We start from the raw sequence: 13,044 nt of genomic DNA, 5'->3' as shown, positions 1-13,044 counted from the left end.
GTGTTGACCTTTAATAAGAAAGCAGGGCTTGTTCTTGCCAGTATAGAGGAAAGTTCAAAAATTTAGAGAGAGTTTTATCTTTTTCTGTCATTTTTACTTGTTGTGTCGCTGCGCCGCTGTTCTTGCTATAACAATATCAGCCTAGCCTTTTAGTTACAATTACAGTCTAATTAATAATTTTGTCATAAAAGTGACAAAATTTTGTAAGTGTTCGGATTTACAATAATCATGTTTAAAACGGAAATTAGGTAAAACATGAAAACTAAATTATTAGCTCTTAGCTTGTTCACAAGTCTTTCAACCCTTTCTATCGCAGCTCAAGCAGTACCTTTGCAAAACTTAGATACATTAAAGCAAGGAATTGTGAAATATCACCAATCAGGCCAATATGATTACGATATTGCTCGTGTTATTGACCAAGCTCAGAGCTATTTGTCTGAGCGTGTTGCTGAAAATAAGGCAAGCGCGCACCCTAAAAAGCTAGCAATTGTGCTGGATATTGATGAAACATCACTTTCTAATTATAACGATTTGAAAAAAGTTAGGATTTGGTGGCACAAGTTTGCAGCAAGACCAAGCTGAAGGACGTGCTGATGATGTAGCGATTAAGCCAACTTTGGTATTATATAATTTTGCCAAAGCAAATGGTGTTGCCATATTTTTTGTAACAGGCCGTACAGAAATGTACCGTAAAGCAACGATGAAAAATTTAAAAGAAGCCGGTTATATTTCTTGGCAGCAGCTTGATTTAAAGCCAAATAGCTATAACAAACCGTCTGTCATTGATTATAAACAATCACGCCGTAAAGCGATTGAAGCAAAAGGTTATGATATTGTTTTAAATATTGGTGATCAATACAGTGATTTGGCCGGTGGCTATGCAGATCGCACCTATAAACTTCCAGATTATATGTATTATATTGCCTAATATTTTAAGACAACTAACTAAGCTGAAAAATAACTATTGACAATTTTTTTCAATAGGTGTAAAAAGGTAGTTAGCAGGCAATTATAAGCAAAGTGAATAACAGACTAACTTTTGATATGGCTTATATGTCTGGCTATTTGATTCGTTATATTCGAAAACTTAAATGTTTCCGCCAAGCCCTCTTACAAGGGGGCTTTCTTTTTTTAAGTGGTAAAGTTAAAGTAGATAATTATTTTCTATTCCATATAGTGGCGGTAAATATATCACTTTGCCACTCTGGCCAACGTTCTATATCAAAAGCGTTAAATTCTTCTAACATATTTAAAAGTATGGGTCTATTTTTTTGTCTTGGATTTCCATACAAGCTTGAGCAAATCCTTTTATTCTTTCTTCTGGATTGTTGTGCTGTTCAAAGTCAGAGTGGTATAGATAAGAAGCGATAAAAAATAAAAATATCCTATAGTCTAGCGGGTAGTCAGGCCCTTTTTCTCCAGATTTATTACATAAGAAGCCATTGCTGGGCTCTTTTATATGCTCATGAAATTTCTCTAAAATTCCCATTTTATACTCTTGAATATTTTTGTTTACTTTGTACTGAATTATAGTCGGCAGCAGTCTAATTGGTCCTTGTGAAAATAACATTAATTATAAACTCCAAGTATTCTTCTTGAAATTAAGTAGCACGTACGGCACTTGATCCATCTGATTTTTTTAACATTTGAAAGATAATTGTAGAACTTGCAGCGATGAGTGCAAGAAGAGTAAAACTGCTGTGAAAAGCATGTAAACTGATTGTGGTTTGAGGTCCAGTATTGAAATACCCCAGTGAAAATGCGGTAAAGCAAACGCCTAGATTAACTGCAAGTTGCTGTGAGAGGCTGGCAAGGCTAGTGGCTTTGCTCTTTTCCTGAGCTTGAATATCAATATAATTTAATGTTTGCATGGAGCTGAACTGTACTGAACAGGCCATGCCACCGAGAAAACATAGAAAAATAATAAGTAATTTTGGACTGCTTGGATTGAGGCAAGCAAATGCCAGTGAAATGACTGCAATAACACAAGGGTTAATTAGTAATAACTGTCGATAGCCAAAACGTTTTAATAACGGTTTAATAAGGAATTTTGCACTGATTAAGCCCAAGCCATAAGGTAAAATAAGCATGCCGGAAACAAAGGCAGAATAGCCGAAGTTAATTTGTAATAATAGGGGGAGAATAAAAGGGAAACTATTGGCTGTAATACGAACCCATAAACTACCTAAAACCGCAACCTTAAAGGTGCGTGTTTTAAAGGGAGTAAAACTTATCATGGGGTCTGTTTTATTTTTTGCATAAAAGTAATAGCTGATTAGAGAAATAATGCCAAGAATTAAGCTGACTTCTAGAGTTTTGAGAGAAATAAGAGGATTATTGGCAAGCGTTAAAAATAAATTAATTGCAATTAAACCAAAACCAAAAAGGATAAACCCTTTAGTATCAAATGGAGGTGTTTGGGCTGTATGGTTATGAGTAATCCAACGACAAGCAAAGAAAACGCCGAGGGCTCCGATGGGAAGATTAATAAAAAAGACCCAATGCCAAGAGAGATAACTAGTAAGCGCGCCACCTAATACTGGGCCGAACGCAGGTCCGATTTGGCCGATAATTGCCATATTGCTGAGTGCGTTGACCATGGCGCTTTTCTCAAAGGTTTTAATCAGAATGAGCCGTCCTGTGGGGACCATCATCGCACCGCCAAGCCCTTGAATAATCCGTGCGATGATAAGCATGCTCAAGCTGGATGCTAGGCTACACAAGAGTGAGCCTAATGTGAAAATGGTAATGGCACTGATAAAAATACGCTTGGTGCCTAATTTATCGGCAAGATAGCCACTGATAGGCATAAATAAAACAAGGCTGACCAGGTAACTTGTGATGGCTAGCTTTAAAGTCAATGGGTTGACCGTCAATGACTGAGCCATTTGAGGAATGGCTGTATTAATCACGGTGCTGTCTAGGTTTTCCATGAACAGACCAAAAGAGATTAACCAGGGCAGCATATTTTTTTATCTTTCATACTGTACGCCTCTTAGCATGTAAGCTATGCTGTTATCTTAACTTGTCCTGATTCAGTATTTGTAATACTAAATTCTTACATAGTTGTAAGTTAAATTTTCTATAGATTCTGTTGATAAGCTAATTTTTGTAATTTATGGTATGGTTTATCGGATAATTAAAGCTGATGAGATGATAATAAGGTAACTTAATGGCAGATAGACAGATTGTTTTAGATACGGAGACGACAGGTCTAGAAACGAAAGATGGCCATCGAATTATTGAAATTGGTTGTGTTGAGTTGATGAATCGACGCCTAACGGGTAATAATTATCATGTCTATATCAACCCCGAGCGCGCCATTGATGAAGAGGCATTGGCGGTTCACGGCATAAGCAATGAATTTTTGCAAGATAAGCCTGTATTTGCACAAATAGCCAGCGAATTTTATCACTATATCAAAGGAGCTGAGCTTGTTATCCACAATGCAGCTTTTGATATTAAATTTATTGATCATGAATTTAAGTTGTATGATCGTGTTTTTGATAAAATTAGTAATGATTGTGCCGTCGTTGATAGTTTGGCACTCGCCAGGCGTATACATCCAGGACAAAAAAATAATCTGGATGTTTTGTGCAGGCGTTATGATATAGATAATTCTAAGCGTGAGTTGCACGGCGCATTGCTTGATGCTGAGATTCTCGCCGAAGTTTATTTAGCGATGACCGGTGGACAAACTAGTTTATCTTTGGATCAAAATTCAGATCAGGCTTTTGGTGAACATGGCCAAATGCAAACTCAAGTGGCAGCGATACGACGTATTGATCGTGCGAACTTGAATTTAGTGGTTTCTTCGGCATCTGCTGAGGACATATTAAATCATAATGAGTATTTAAAGGCGCTAGGCAGAGAAGGTTGGGAATAGTTGTATTTTATATAGCAAGTCTTTTAAGGTAGCTATCGGCTTTTTCAAGCTGATTTTCATTAAAGACCTTTATGCCTGATGCGCTCAATAGAGTGGTGGTGACCCCTTGACCTGGAATTCTAGTGCCGTTAAATTTGCCACTATAAATAAAATGACTTCCACACGAGGGGCTATTTTCTTTTAGAATTGCAATTTTAATATTGTATTGCTTAGCGAGACCAAGGGCGCTTTGAGCGCCTTTTAAGTAAAGCTCGGTGACATCCGTGCCATCTTGATTTTGAATATGGCCTTGACCCTGAATGACAGCTGTGCCCGCTCCTGGTGTGGTAATTTCTGAGGGTGGGCGAGGAATTGTTGCCCCTCCCATCACCTCTGGGCAGCTGGTAATAATGCGTCCTTCCTCTTGCCAGCGCCGCAGGATGGGGTGATTGAAAAGTGCATTGCCACCATGGTAGCGGACATTAGCACCGACTAAACAACTGCTTATGAATATTTTAGCCTTTATCACCCTATAAATTACCTTCGATTGGTTTTAATAGGCTTATTCTAGCATAGTCAACTTCTCTTAGTATTATCACGAAGGTTGCCTCTTAGTCGTGATTAGATTTTATCGCGTGGGTTATGTCCATATCGCAACTACAGCCATTAAAGCAAACCCCAGGACAACATAACTGTAATGCTTTAAGTTGCAACACTTTTCAATAAGCACCGCACGATTAAGCCCATGCAAGGTGCCAAGATATAAAAATGTACCTGCCGCTAGTGAGCTAAATATCGGCTCGAGTGAATGGATATGAGATAATTTAGAAGAAATCACATCACCAAAGAGAATACCCAAGGGAGTCATTAGGGCAAAAAAGAGAAATAAACTCAGACTATATTTCATTTTTAGGTGACTTTTGCTCAATTGTATAGCTAGAGCAAAGCTCGCTGCCCATTTGTGGGCTAATATGGCAAATAAGATCACAGCGAATAGCGAAAAACTACCACTTAAGCCCAGCGCTGTTCCCTCGAGAAGTGAGTGAATAATAAGCATCAAGGTGGCAATAATCGCGAAAGCAGGGCTTTGTTGGTTGTCTTTATTTTTTTTTCAAATAAAACGCACTGCCTAAATGCTCCAGCCAGAGTAAGGCTAAAAAGGTAATACCGGCAAGTCAAAAAAGCAATTGGGTAGTCTACACCTGATGCAGTAAAATCATTGGCAGCATCACCTAGCATGTGAATTAAGCCTGCCCCGAGGAAGATGCCGGCGGCGAGTGCTTCACCGATGGGAATATGAACTATGTTATTGTTTTTTAATTTTTTTTAAATGGGTAAAAGCCTGCAATAAGAGTGATAGTTAAGATGATTAGGGCTGTAAGAATTTTTAACTCGCTAAGAAACATAGTTTAATCTACTTTTGAATGAGTGATAAAGGTTAATTTGGTAAAAGTGTTCTGTGTTAAGTTATTTTGGATATGTTATAACATAACATTTATTGTGACATGCTAACGGACACTGCACACATAAGCAAGTGAAATTTTAAATAATCCCTGAACTCTTTTGGTTCAGTGCATGAAGGTGACGTTGCTGCCTGGTTTTTTGCTTTTTTAGGCCGGTAATTTCATCTTTAATTTGGCTAATTGCTGCAGCAGCATCCTGGAGTTGTTTGGGGGAGAAGCTTGAGATCAGTTGGTCGACTTGTTGACCTGAACGGGTGAGTTGATGATTAGCAGCGAGTTGAAACCAGGCAAAAGCGGTTGTTGTGCTTTGTTTGATGCCTTCACCATTGAGGTAGGCGAGCCCCACACGGTATTGAGCAATTGCGACTTGGTTTAATGCGGCTTTATGGAGCCAAAAGAAAGCTTTTTCCTTGCTTTTCTTTAACCAGTAGCCGTCGTGGTATAAGGTACCTAACTGGAGTTCTGCGGTAGGATTGCCGGCAGTGGCGGCCAGGCGAATATTACTGATTGTTGAGCTTGGCTTTTTCGCTTGATAAACGGGAGCCATGTATTTAAAGGTTCTAATATAAGGGCCTTGGTCTCGGTTGTTGCTATTTTTTGCTAAATTTAAAGTGATCGCGGTTGATGCATTATTTACTTTTTCTTTAGCAATGATTTTTTTTTGCTGGGAAGTAAGATTAACGACTGTTGCAGGTTTCATTGTGGAGCAGCCTGCGAGCAGGGCACTTATTGTAATGATGCTTAATTTTATAGTGTTTTTATTGTTTGTTCGCATATTTACTACCCTACCTTAGCAGCCTATCATTCTAGAGCTTTTGCTATAAAGTGCAAGCCTTTCATTTTTTTATAAAACTTTGTTTTTAAATGCATTGAAGCTGTGATTGAAACGAGTTAAATAAATTATTTATTATAATTTTGTTTAGGGAAATATCCTTATCTTGTGTGGAGTCTTATACAGGTGGCTATTTTAAAACGATTGTTCTTTTCTTTCAAATATTAATTTTGATCGATTTGTTGTTTTTGTTTATTTTTTATATTTTTCAAATAGATATGGCTTGACTGCGCTCTATTTATATAGGGTCATGTTAAAACGTTATTTATTCAGGTTTATTGATAAAACCTTAAGAGAAGTGATTTGAGGTCATTGAATGAGGAGAACTATTTTCTTTTAAATCAGGTCCTAACTATGGGAGAGTTAGAACAAGAAAGTTGAAAGAGTACTGTTTTAGTATTATATTATGGCCCACAGTTTATCGTGTTTAGGAACGAAAATGTTAAGAGTGAGCAAAATGGCAGATTATGCCACAGTCATTATGGGGTTTTTTGCTCGCTGTCCAGAGAGTAGCTTTAGTGCAGTAGAGGTCGCAGAGAAGACTCAGGTCGCTTTGCCTTCGGTCAGAAAAGTATTGAAATTGCTTGTGTTAGCTGATGCGTTGACCTCTGTGAGAGGTGTCAACGGAGGATACCGCTTAGCACGAGCTGCGAGCCAGATTAGTTTAGCGGATGTGGTCTGTGCAATAGATGGCCCAATTGCTTTGACAGAATGCAGCCAGGAGTCTCAACAGTGTTATCATGCAGAGCATTGCGCTGTGCAACCGAATTGGCAATGGGTGAATCAGATTGTCTCACAATCACTGAGTGCCGTGTCTATTGAGGAGATGATCAAGCAATCAAACAAAGTTGCGCTCGCGTCTGAGTCTGATGAAATTACAATAAAAATATCGAATGTGAAAAAGGTGAAATAAAATGATGCCTAATGATAAGCAAGATATGGAGTCTTTAGTTAAACAAAACTATGAACATGGTTTTGTGACTGATATTGACTCTGAAACGATTTCACCCGGTTTGAGTGAAGAGACAGTACGAACTATTTCAGCAAAGAAAAATGAACCAGAATGGCTGCTAGAGTGGCGTTTAGAAGCTTACCATGCTTGGCGCAAGATGGCCGAGCCGACCTGGGCGCATGTTCATTATGACTCACCGAAATTTGAAGACATCGTTTATTACTCAGCGCCACGTTCCCAGCAAGATGGCCCAAAAAGCTTGGATGAAGTCGATCCAAAATTATTAGAGACTTATGATAAATTAGGAATTCCACTGCAAGAGCAGAAACGTCTTGCTGGGGTTGTAGCTGTTGATGTTGTTTTTGACAGCGTGTCGATTGCAACAACATTTAAAGAAAAGCTTTCTGAAGCGGGGGTGGTTTTCTGCCCGATTTCAGAAGCGGTGCGCGATTACCCTGAGTTGGTGAAAAAATTATTTAGGCAGCGTTGTACCCAAGCAAGATAACTTTTATGCCGCATTGAATTCAGCGGTATTTAGTGATGGCTCTTTTGTTTACATTCCTAAAGGCGTGCGCTGCCCTATGGAATTATCAACGTATTTTAGGATTAATGCCGCTAATACTGGGCAATTTGAGCGTACCTTAATTATTGCCGAAGAGAGTAGTCATGTGAGCTATTTAGAAGGTTGTACCGCGCCGATGCGTGATGAGAACCAGTTGCATGCGGCTGTGGTTGAATTAGTTGCACTGGATAATGCCGAAATTAAATATTCGACGGTACAAAACTGGTATCCCGGGGATGAGGAAGGCAAAGGGGGCATTTATAATTTTGTGACTAAACGTGGTGTTTGTCATAAAAACGCTAAGATCTCCTGGACGCAAGTCGAAACAGGGTCGGCAGTGACCTGGAAATACCCCAGTGTTGTGTTGCGTGGTGATAATTCGGTCGGTGAGTTTTATTCTGTTGCTCTGACGAATAATTATCAGCAGGCAGATACGGGAACTAAGATGATTCATATGGGTAAAAATACCAGCAGTACCATTATTTCCAAAGGAATTTCTGCGGGTAAAAGCTCGAATAGCTATCGAGGTTTAGTGCGAATTAATCCGATGGCCGAAAATGCCAGGAACTTTACTCAATGTGATTCTTTGTTGATCGGTGGAACCTGTGCTGCCAATACCTTCCCCTACATCGAAACGAAAAATAAATCAGCTCAGGTTGAGCATGAGGCAACCACCTCAAAAATCAGTGAAGATCAATTATTTTATTGTTTACAGCGCGGCATCAATGAAGAAGATGCAGTGGCTATGATTGTGAATGGTTTTTGTAAAGAAGTATTCAAAGAGTTACCCATGGAGTTTGCCGTTGAGGCGCAAAAATTATTAGAAATCAGTCTTGAAGGTGCTGTGGGTTAAATAATTATTAAATAAAAATTACTAAGATTATTGAGATAGAGAGTTGCCATGTTAAATATTAATAAAATTCATGCTCAAGTGAGCGATAACAAAGAGATTCTAAAAGGCTTAAGCCTTGAAGTACGTCCGGGTGAAGTCCATGCGATTATGGGGCCGAATGGTGCTGGTAAAAGTACATTATCTAATGTGCTGGCAGGTCGTGATGGCTATGAAGTGACTGCCGGAAATATTTGCTTTAATGATCAAGAGCTATTAGCAATGAGTGCGGAAGAGCGTGCTTGTGCAGGTATTTTCCTTGCTTTTCAGTATCCAGTTGAAATACCTGGCGTGAATAATGCTTATTTCTTACGTACAGCACTAAATAGTGTACGCAAAGCGCGTGGTGAAGCTGAGCTTGATAGCATGAGTTTTATGGCCTTAGCGCGTGAAAAAATGAAATTATTACAAATGGACCCTAAATTTTTAAAACGTGCTGTGAATGAAGGCTTTTCGGGCGGGGAGAAAAAGCGCAATGAAATTTTGCAGATGCTACTCCTTGACCCGCAACTTATTGTTCTGGATGAAACAGATTCTGGGCTTGATATTGATGCACTAAAAACAGTAGCAGGTGGTGTCAATCATATGCGGGGTAAAGATAAAGCGATTGTCATGATCACTCACTATCAGCGCTTACTTGATTATATCGAGCCGGATTATGTTCATGTATTAGCCGATGGAAAGATTATTAAATCGGGCGATAAAAACTTAGCATTAGAACTTGAAGAAAAAGGCTATGGTTGGCTGAACGCAGAAAGCAAGGCTTAATATTATGAAAGAAAATCAAGCGTTAGTTCCAGCTATATTTAATGACTATTACTTGCAGCATAAAATGAGTCCTCGTTTTATAAAGTTAGCTGAGTTTAAGGAGCAAGCTTGGCAAAATTTTATCTCTATTGGTTTGCCGCACCGGAAGATTGAAGAATGGAAATATACCGCACTCAGTCATTTTGAAAAATTAAACTTTGAAAATAAAACAGAAAAAGATAGCAGTATTACTATTGATTCAGCACTGATTGATGCGCACCGTGTGCAAGGTGCAAAATTAATTGTTTTTATTGATGGGGTTTATTCGAATGATTATTCGGATACGCTAGATTTTCCTGATCATGTAATGATAAAGCCGATTTCTGAGTTATTAGGTGCTGATTATCAAACATTGTCGACATTATTAGAACGCATAGAAGTGAATAATAACCATATGATGGCGCAATTAAACTGTGCTTTATTTGAAGATGGTTTATTACTCAGCGTGCCTAAAAATGCTTGTATTGAAGAAATTCAATGCTTACATATTTCGACGGGAAATACATTAAGCCATTATTGCCATATCGTTGATCTAGGTGAGAATGCCTGCGCGACCATGATAGAAACTTTTGTGAGTGTGGGTGAGTCTGCCGGGCTGACTAATTCTGTGACAGTGGGTGATTTAGCGCCAGGGGCAACATTGAACCATTATAAGCTTTCAGAAGAAGCGGATAGCCAGCAGCATATTGCCGGACTTTTTATGAGTCAGGCGAAAAATAGCTTCTTACGTTGTCACCATGCGGCTTTAGGCGGGGATTTAACTCGCTATGATATGGACATTAAACTACGTGAATCTGGTGCGCACTGTTTACTCGATGGTATTTATATTCCAACCGGTCGCCAGCATGTTGATAACCATATTTTAGTTGAACACTTAGCCAGCCACACAACGAGTGAACAGCATTTTAAAGGGGTATTGGACGATAAAAGTCATGGCGTGTTTAACGGTAAAGTGATTGTACATAAAGACACTTCGCAAATTGTGGCGCACCAGTCGAACCATAACTTACTGTTATCTTCTAAAGCTGAAATTGATACTAAGCCGGAGCTGGAAATTTATGCGGATGATGTGAAGTGCTCACATGGCGCAACCGTTGGGCAGCTCGATGAAAAAGCACTGTTCTATTTAAAAAGTCGTGGTGTGGCCGAAAGTGAAGCCAAAGGCTTGCTGACCCATGCTTTTGTCAGTGATATTATTGCTAAAATTACGGCCAAAAATGTGCATGACCGAGTGGAAAAAGTTGCGAAGGTGAAAATGAATCATGCTGTTATGGGCTTTGACGAGGCTTGAGGGAAAATAATTATGTTTGATGTTGAGAAAATACGTCAGGACTTTCCGATTTTAAGTGATACTGTGCATGGCAGGCGCATGGCTTATTTGGACAGTGCAGCGACAGCGCATAAGCCACAAGCGGTGATTGATGCCGAACTTGATTTTTATAAGCATTATAACTCAAATGTCCATCGTGGCGTGCATCATTTAAGTGAATTAGCGACAACACGTTATGAAGCTGTTCGTGAGGATGTGCGTGAATTTATTCATGCGACGAGCCTAAAAGAAATTATTTTTACCTCAGGGACGACTTCTGCGATCAATACAGTGGCACAAAGTTTTGCGGCGGCGTTTATTCAGCCAGGTGATGAGATTATTATTAGTGCAATGGAGCATCATGCTAATATCGTTCCTTGGCAAATGGTGTGTGAGCGTTATGGTGCTGTGCTTAAAGTCATTGAGATTAATGAATTAGGCGAGTTGGATCTAACGTCTTTTGAAAAGCTATTAACAGCTAAAACAAAACTTATTGCCATTGCCCATGTTTCTAATGTGTTAGGGACAATTAATCCGGTTAAAACGATTATAGATAAAGCACATGCGCAAGACGTTCCAGTGTTGTTAGATGGTGCTCAGTCTATTGTTCATCAGAACATTGATGTGCAAGAGCTAGGCTGTGATTTCTTCGTTTTTTCGGGCCATAAGCTGTATGGACCGACTGGGGTGGGTGTGCTGTATGGCAAAGAGAAATGGCTAGAGCGGATGCCGCCGGTATTTGGAGGCGGTGATATGATAGAAACCGTATCTTTTGAAAAGACTCAGTATGCTGATTTACCGCAGAAATTTGAGTCTGGGACGCCGAATATCGCAGGAGTGATCGCTTTAGGTGCTGCTGTTAATTATATGAAAAATATAGATATTAGCTTAGCGGCCGCGCATGAAGCGCAATTGTTGCGGTTAGCGACTGAGCAGCTTGAAGACTTCGGTGTCCAATTGATAGGTCAAGCAGAGAAAAAGGTTTCCGTGATCTCATTTGTAGTGCCAGGGGTGCATGCTCAGGATGTGAGCATGGTGCTTGATCAGCAGGGTGTGGCAGTGCGTACTGGACACCATTGTGCAATGCCTTTAATGGCAAAGTTTAAAGTGTCAGCAACGTTGCGAGCGTCTTTTGTTCTTTATAGTAATATTGAGGATGTGGAGCAGTTAATGGCTGGTATGCAGTCGGTTCGACGGTTATTGATGTAGAGGTAAAAATAGATGTCAGAAGGTGTGGTTGGTTTTGATCCAAATGAGGCCGCAGATATAAAAGTGACCGAAAATGCAGCACAGCATTTTTTAAGTGTACTTAATAAAGAAGGAGCGAAAGCACTGAGGCTCTACATACGCAAAAGTGGTTGCTCAGGCTATCGTTATGAAACTGATTTAGTGGATGATGGCAAGGAAGGTGATGATCGCCTAGATTTAGAGAGTGGTTTGACGCTGTATATAGATAAGACAAGTTTGCCATTAATTAATGGAATGACGATAGATTATGTCGCACAGCCTTTGGGGCAGTCTAAAGTTGTTTTTCACAACCCTCGTGAAGCGGCAGTATGTGGCTGTGGAGAGAGCTTTACGGTAACGACGGAATGAGTATGAATCATCGATATGAAGTAGTTATGATTGCACGTGAGTGCGAAGGCCATTTGATTCCAGCAGGGGATAATGTTGTATTACAGCCCGGGACTGAAGCGATAATCGCTCAGGCTTTAGGTGGAAGCTATACCTTGAATGTGAATGGCAATTTAATTCGCCTGGATGGCAAAGATGCTGATGCGATTGGTAAAGAGCCCATATTGCCGATTGTTGATGATGGTCGTCAATGGACTCAAGAAGAAATAGAAGAGCATATCTGGAACCAGTTGAGATTATGCTATGATCCTGAAATTCCAGTTAATATCGTTGATTTGGGGCTAATTTACGACTGTCAGGTGATGCCGGCTGAAAAAGGAACTTTCTTTGTGCAGATTAAAATGACACTGACTGCACCGGGTTGCGGTATGGGGCCGGTGTTGATGGCAGATGCAGAAACAAAAATTCGTCAAATTCCAAAAATTGCTGAAGTGAATGTCGAGCTTGTTTTCGATCCGCCGTGGTCGCGAGATATGATGACTGAAGCGGCTCAATTAGAGCTCGGTGTCTTTTAAAAGCCAAGAGTGAAGTCTCTTGGTTCTTTCCGGTTATTTCTTTTTTTGATTTAATTTCAATTTATTGATTTTTCTTTAAACTGCATTTTTTTCGGGTGCAGTTCAATATAAAGGCGAATGATGTTTGAATATATAGTTATTAATTTTTTTGAATGGAGTGAATTATTTTTATATGTTTCAAAGGATTTGTGGTTTTTAATCAAAAGGTGATTTTT

14 protein-coding genes and 1 pseudogene are annotated in these 13,044 nt (G+C 39.6%); 10 read left to right on the top strand and 5 right to left on the bottom strand.

Annotated features, from left to right (window positions below):
- Window positions 1-255 precede the first annotated feature (255 nt).
- Together BGC07_RS22975 and BGC07_RS22970 are read left to right on the top strand one after the other, a co-directional pair.
- Window positions 256-582, top strand: coding sequence for an HAD family acid phosphatase (locus BGC07_RS22975; RefSeq protein ID WP_201258103.1), 327 nt, complete (start codon window positions 256-258; stop codon window positions 580-582).
- Window positions 563-928, top strand: a complete 366-nt coding sequence (locus BGC07_RS22970; RefSeq protein ID WP_201258102.1) for an HAD family acid phosphatase — start codon at window positions 563-565, stop codon at window positions 926-928. Before BGC07_RS22975 ends, BGC07_RS22970 begins: the two co-directional genes overlap by 20 nt.
- A 321-nt stretch (window positions 929-1,249) precedes the next feature.
- On the opposite strand, the gene BGC07_RS02830 is transcribed toward BGC07_RS22970, so the two are convergent.
- Entirely contained in the window at window positions 1,250-1,570 is a 321-nt protein-coding gene (locus BGC07_RS02830) for a hypothetical protein (protein ID WP_069311880.1), read from the bottom strand.
- Between the two features lie 31 nt (window positions 1,571-1,601).
- Window positions 1,602-2,966: an MFS transporter gene (locus BGC07_RS02825; protein ID WP_069311879.1), complete on the bottom strand. Its 1,365-nt coding sequence runs from the start codon at window positions 2,964-2,966 to the stop codon at window positions 1,602-1,604.
- Between the two features lie 206 nt (window positions 2,967-3,172).
- On the opposite strand from BGC07_RS02825, the gene dnaQ reads away from it, so the two are divergent.
- Window positions 3,173-3,886 carry a DNA polymerase III subunit epsilon gene (dnaQ, locus tag BGC07_RS02820; RefSeq protein ID WP_069311878.1) on the top strand — a complete coding sequence of 238 codons (714 nt, stop codon included), beginning with the start codon at window positions 3,173-3,175 and terminating at the stop codon, window positions 3,884-3,886.
- Between the two features lie 7 nt (window positions 3,887-3,893).
- On the opposite strand, the gene BGC07_RS02815 is transcribed toward dnaQ, so the two are convergent.
- The 3 genes from BGC07_RS02815 to BGC07_RS02805 form a co-directional block, all read right to left on the bottom strand.
- Entirely contained in the window at window positions 3,894-4,394 is a 501-nt protein-coding gene (locus BGC07_RS02815) for a DUF523 domain-containing protein (RefSeq protein ID WP_139121595.1), read from the bottom strand.
- Between the two features lie 111 nt (window positions 4,395-4,505).
- Entirely contained in the window at window positions 4,506-4,922 is a 417-nt protein-coding gene (locus BGC07_RS21570; RefSeq protein WP_235602862.1) for a ZIP family metal transporter, read from the bottom strand.
- A gap of 485 nt (window positions 4,923-5,407) precedes the next feature.
- Window positions 5,408-6,028, bottom strand: coding sequence for a tetratricopeptide repeat protein (locus BGC07_RS02805; RefSeq protein WP_235602861.1), 621 nt, complete (start codon window positions 6,026-6,028; stop codon window positions 5,408-5,410).
- Window positions 6,029-6,566: 538 nt separating this feature from the next.
- Here BGC07_RS02805 and BGC07_RS02800 point away from each other — a divergent pair.
- The 7 genes and pseudogenes from BGC07_RS02800 to sufT all read left to right on the top strand — a co-directional run bounded on the left by BGC07_RS02800 (window position 6,567) and on the right by sufT (window position 12,829).
- On the top strand, window positions 6,567-7,073 hold the full coding sequence (locus BGC07_RS02800) for an SUF system Fe-S cluster assembly regulator (protein ID WP_317135108.1): 507 nt from the start codon (window positions 6,567-6,569) through the stop codon (window positions 7,071-7,073).
- A gap of 4 nt (window positions 7,074-7,077) precedes the next feature.
- Window positions 7,078-8,527 (top strand): annotated as a pseudogene (gene sufB / locus BGC07_RS02795) (Fe-S cluster assembly protein SufB).
- Between the two features lie 48 nt (window positions 8,528-8,575).
- Window positions 8,576-9,331, top strand: coding sequence for a Fe-S cluster assembly ATPase SufC (gene sufC / locus BGC07_RS02790; protein WP_069311877.1), 756 nt, complete (start codon window positions 8,576-8,578; stop codon window positions 9,329-9,331).
- A 4-nt stretch (window positions 9,332-9,335) separates the two neighbouring features.
- The gene (gene sufD / locus BGC07_RS02785; RefSeq protein WP_077216719.1) at window positions 9,336-10,661 is read left to right on the top strand and encodes a Fe-S cluster assembly protein SufD; all 1,326 of its coding nucleotides are present in this window, start codon (window positions 9,336-9,338) and stop codon (window positions 10,659-10,661) included.
- A 12-nt stretch (window positions 10,662-10,673) separates the two neighbouring features.
- Window positions 10,674-11,888, top strand: a complete 1,215-nt coding sequence (locus BGC07_RS02780; protein WP_069311876.1) for an aminotransferase class V-fold PLP-dependent enzyme — start codon at window positions 10,674-10,676, stop codon at window positions 11,886-11,888.
- A 12-nt stretch (window positions 11,889-11,900) separates the two neighbouring features.
- Window positions 11,901-12,275: a HesB/IscA family protein gene (locus tag BGC07_RS02775; RefSeq protein ID WP_069311875.1), complete on the top strand. Its 375-nt coding sequence runs from the start codon at window positions 11,901-11,903 to the stop codon at window positions 12,273-12,275.
- Window positions 12,276-12,277: 2 nt separating this feature from the next.
- Window positions 12,278-12,829, top strand: a complete 552-nt coding sequence (gene sufT, locus BGC07_RS02770) for a putative Fe-S cluster assembly protein SufT (RefSeq protein ID WP_069311874.1) — start codon at window positions 12,278-12,280, stop codon at window positions 12,827-12,829.
- Window positions 12,830-13,044: the final 215 nt, after the last annotated feature.

This window comes from Piscirickettsia litoralis, from assembly GCF_001720395.1.
Taxonomy (GTDB): Bacteria; Pseudomonadota; Gammaproteobacteria; order Piscirickettsiales; family Piscirickettsiaceae; genus Piscirickettsia; species Piscirickettsia litoralis.
This window is presented reverse-complemented; position numbering and strand designations above follow the sequence as displayed.

Bases quoted from the DNA above. Each gene is read 5' to 3' on its own strand.
- BGC07_RS22975 (WP_201258103.1), top strand. From the start codon at position 256: ATGAAAACTAAATTATTAGCTCTTAGCTTGTTCACAAGTCTTTCAACC.
- BGC07_RS02830 (WP_069311880.1), bottom strand. From the start codon at position 1,570: ATGTTATTTTCACAAGGACCAATTAGACTGCTGCCGACTATAATTCAG.
- BGC07_RS02825 (WP_069311879.1), bottom strand. From the start codon at position 2,966: ATGCTGCCCTGGTTAATCTCTTTTGGTCTGTTCATGGAAAACCTAGAC.
- dnaQ (WP_069311878.1), top strand. From the start codon at position 3,173: ATGGCAGATAGACAGATTGTTTTAGATACGGAGACGACAGGTCTAGAA.
- BGC07_RS21570 (WP_235602862.1), bottom strand. From the start codon at position 4,922: ATGCTTATTATTCACTCACTTCTCGAGGGAACAGCGCTGGGCTTAAGT.
- BGC07_RS02805 (WP_235602861.1), bottom strand. From the start codon at position 6,028: ATGAAACCTGCAACAGTCGTTAATCTTACTTCCCAGCAAAAAAAAATC.
- BGC07_RS02800 (WP_317135108.1), top strand. From the start codon at position 6,567: ATGGCCCACAGTTTATCGTGTTTAGGAACGAAAATGTTAAGAGTGAGC.
- sufC (WP_069311877.1), top strand. From the start codon at position 8,576: ATGTTAAATATTAATAAAATTCATGCTCAAGTGAGCGATAACAAAGAG.
- sufD (WP_077216719.1), top strand. From the start codon at position 9,336: ATGAAAGAAAATCAAGCGTTAGTTCCAGCTATATTTAATGACTATTAC.
- BGC07_RS02780 (WP_069311876.1), top strand. From the start codon at position 10,674: ATGTTTGATGTTGAGAAAATACGTCAGGACTTTCCGATTTTAAGTGAT.
- BGC07_RS02775 (WP_069311875.1), top strand. From the start codon at position 11,901: ATGTCAGAAGGTGTGGTTGGTTTTGATCCAAATGAGGCCGCAGATATA.
- sufT (WP_069311874.1), top strand. From the start codon at position 12,278: ATGAATCATCGATATGAAGTAGTTATGATTGCACGTGAGTGCGAAGGC.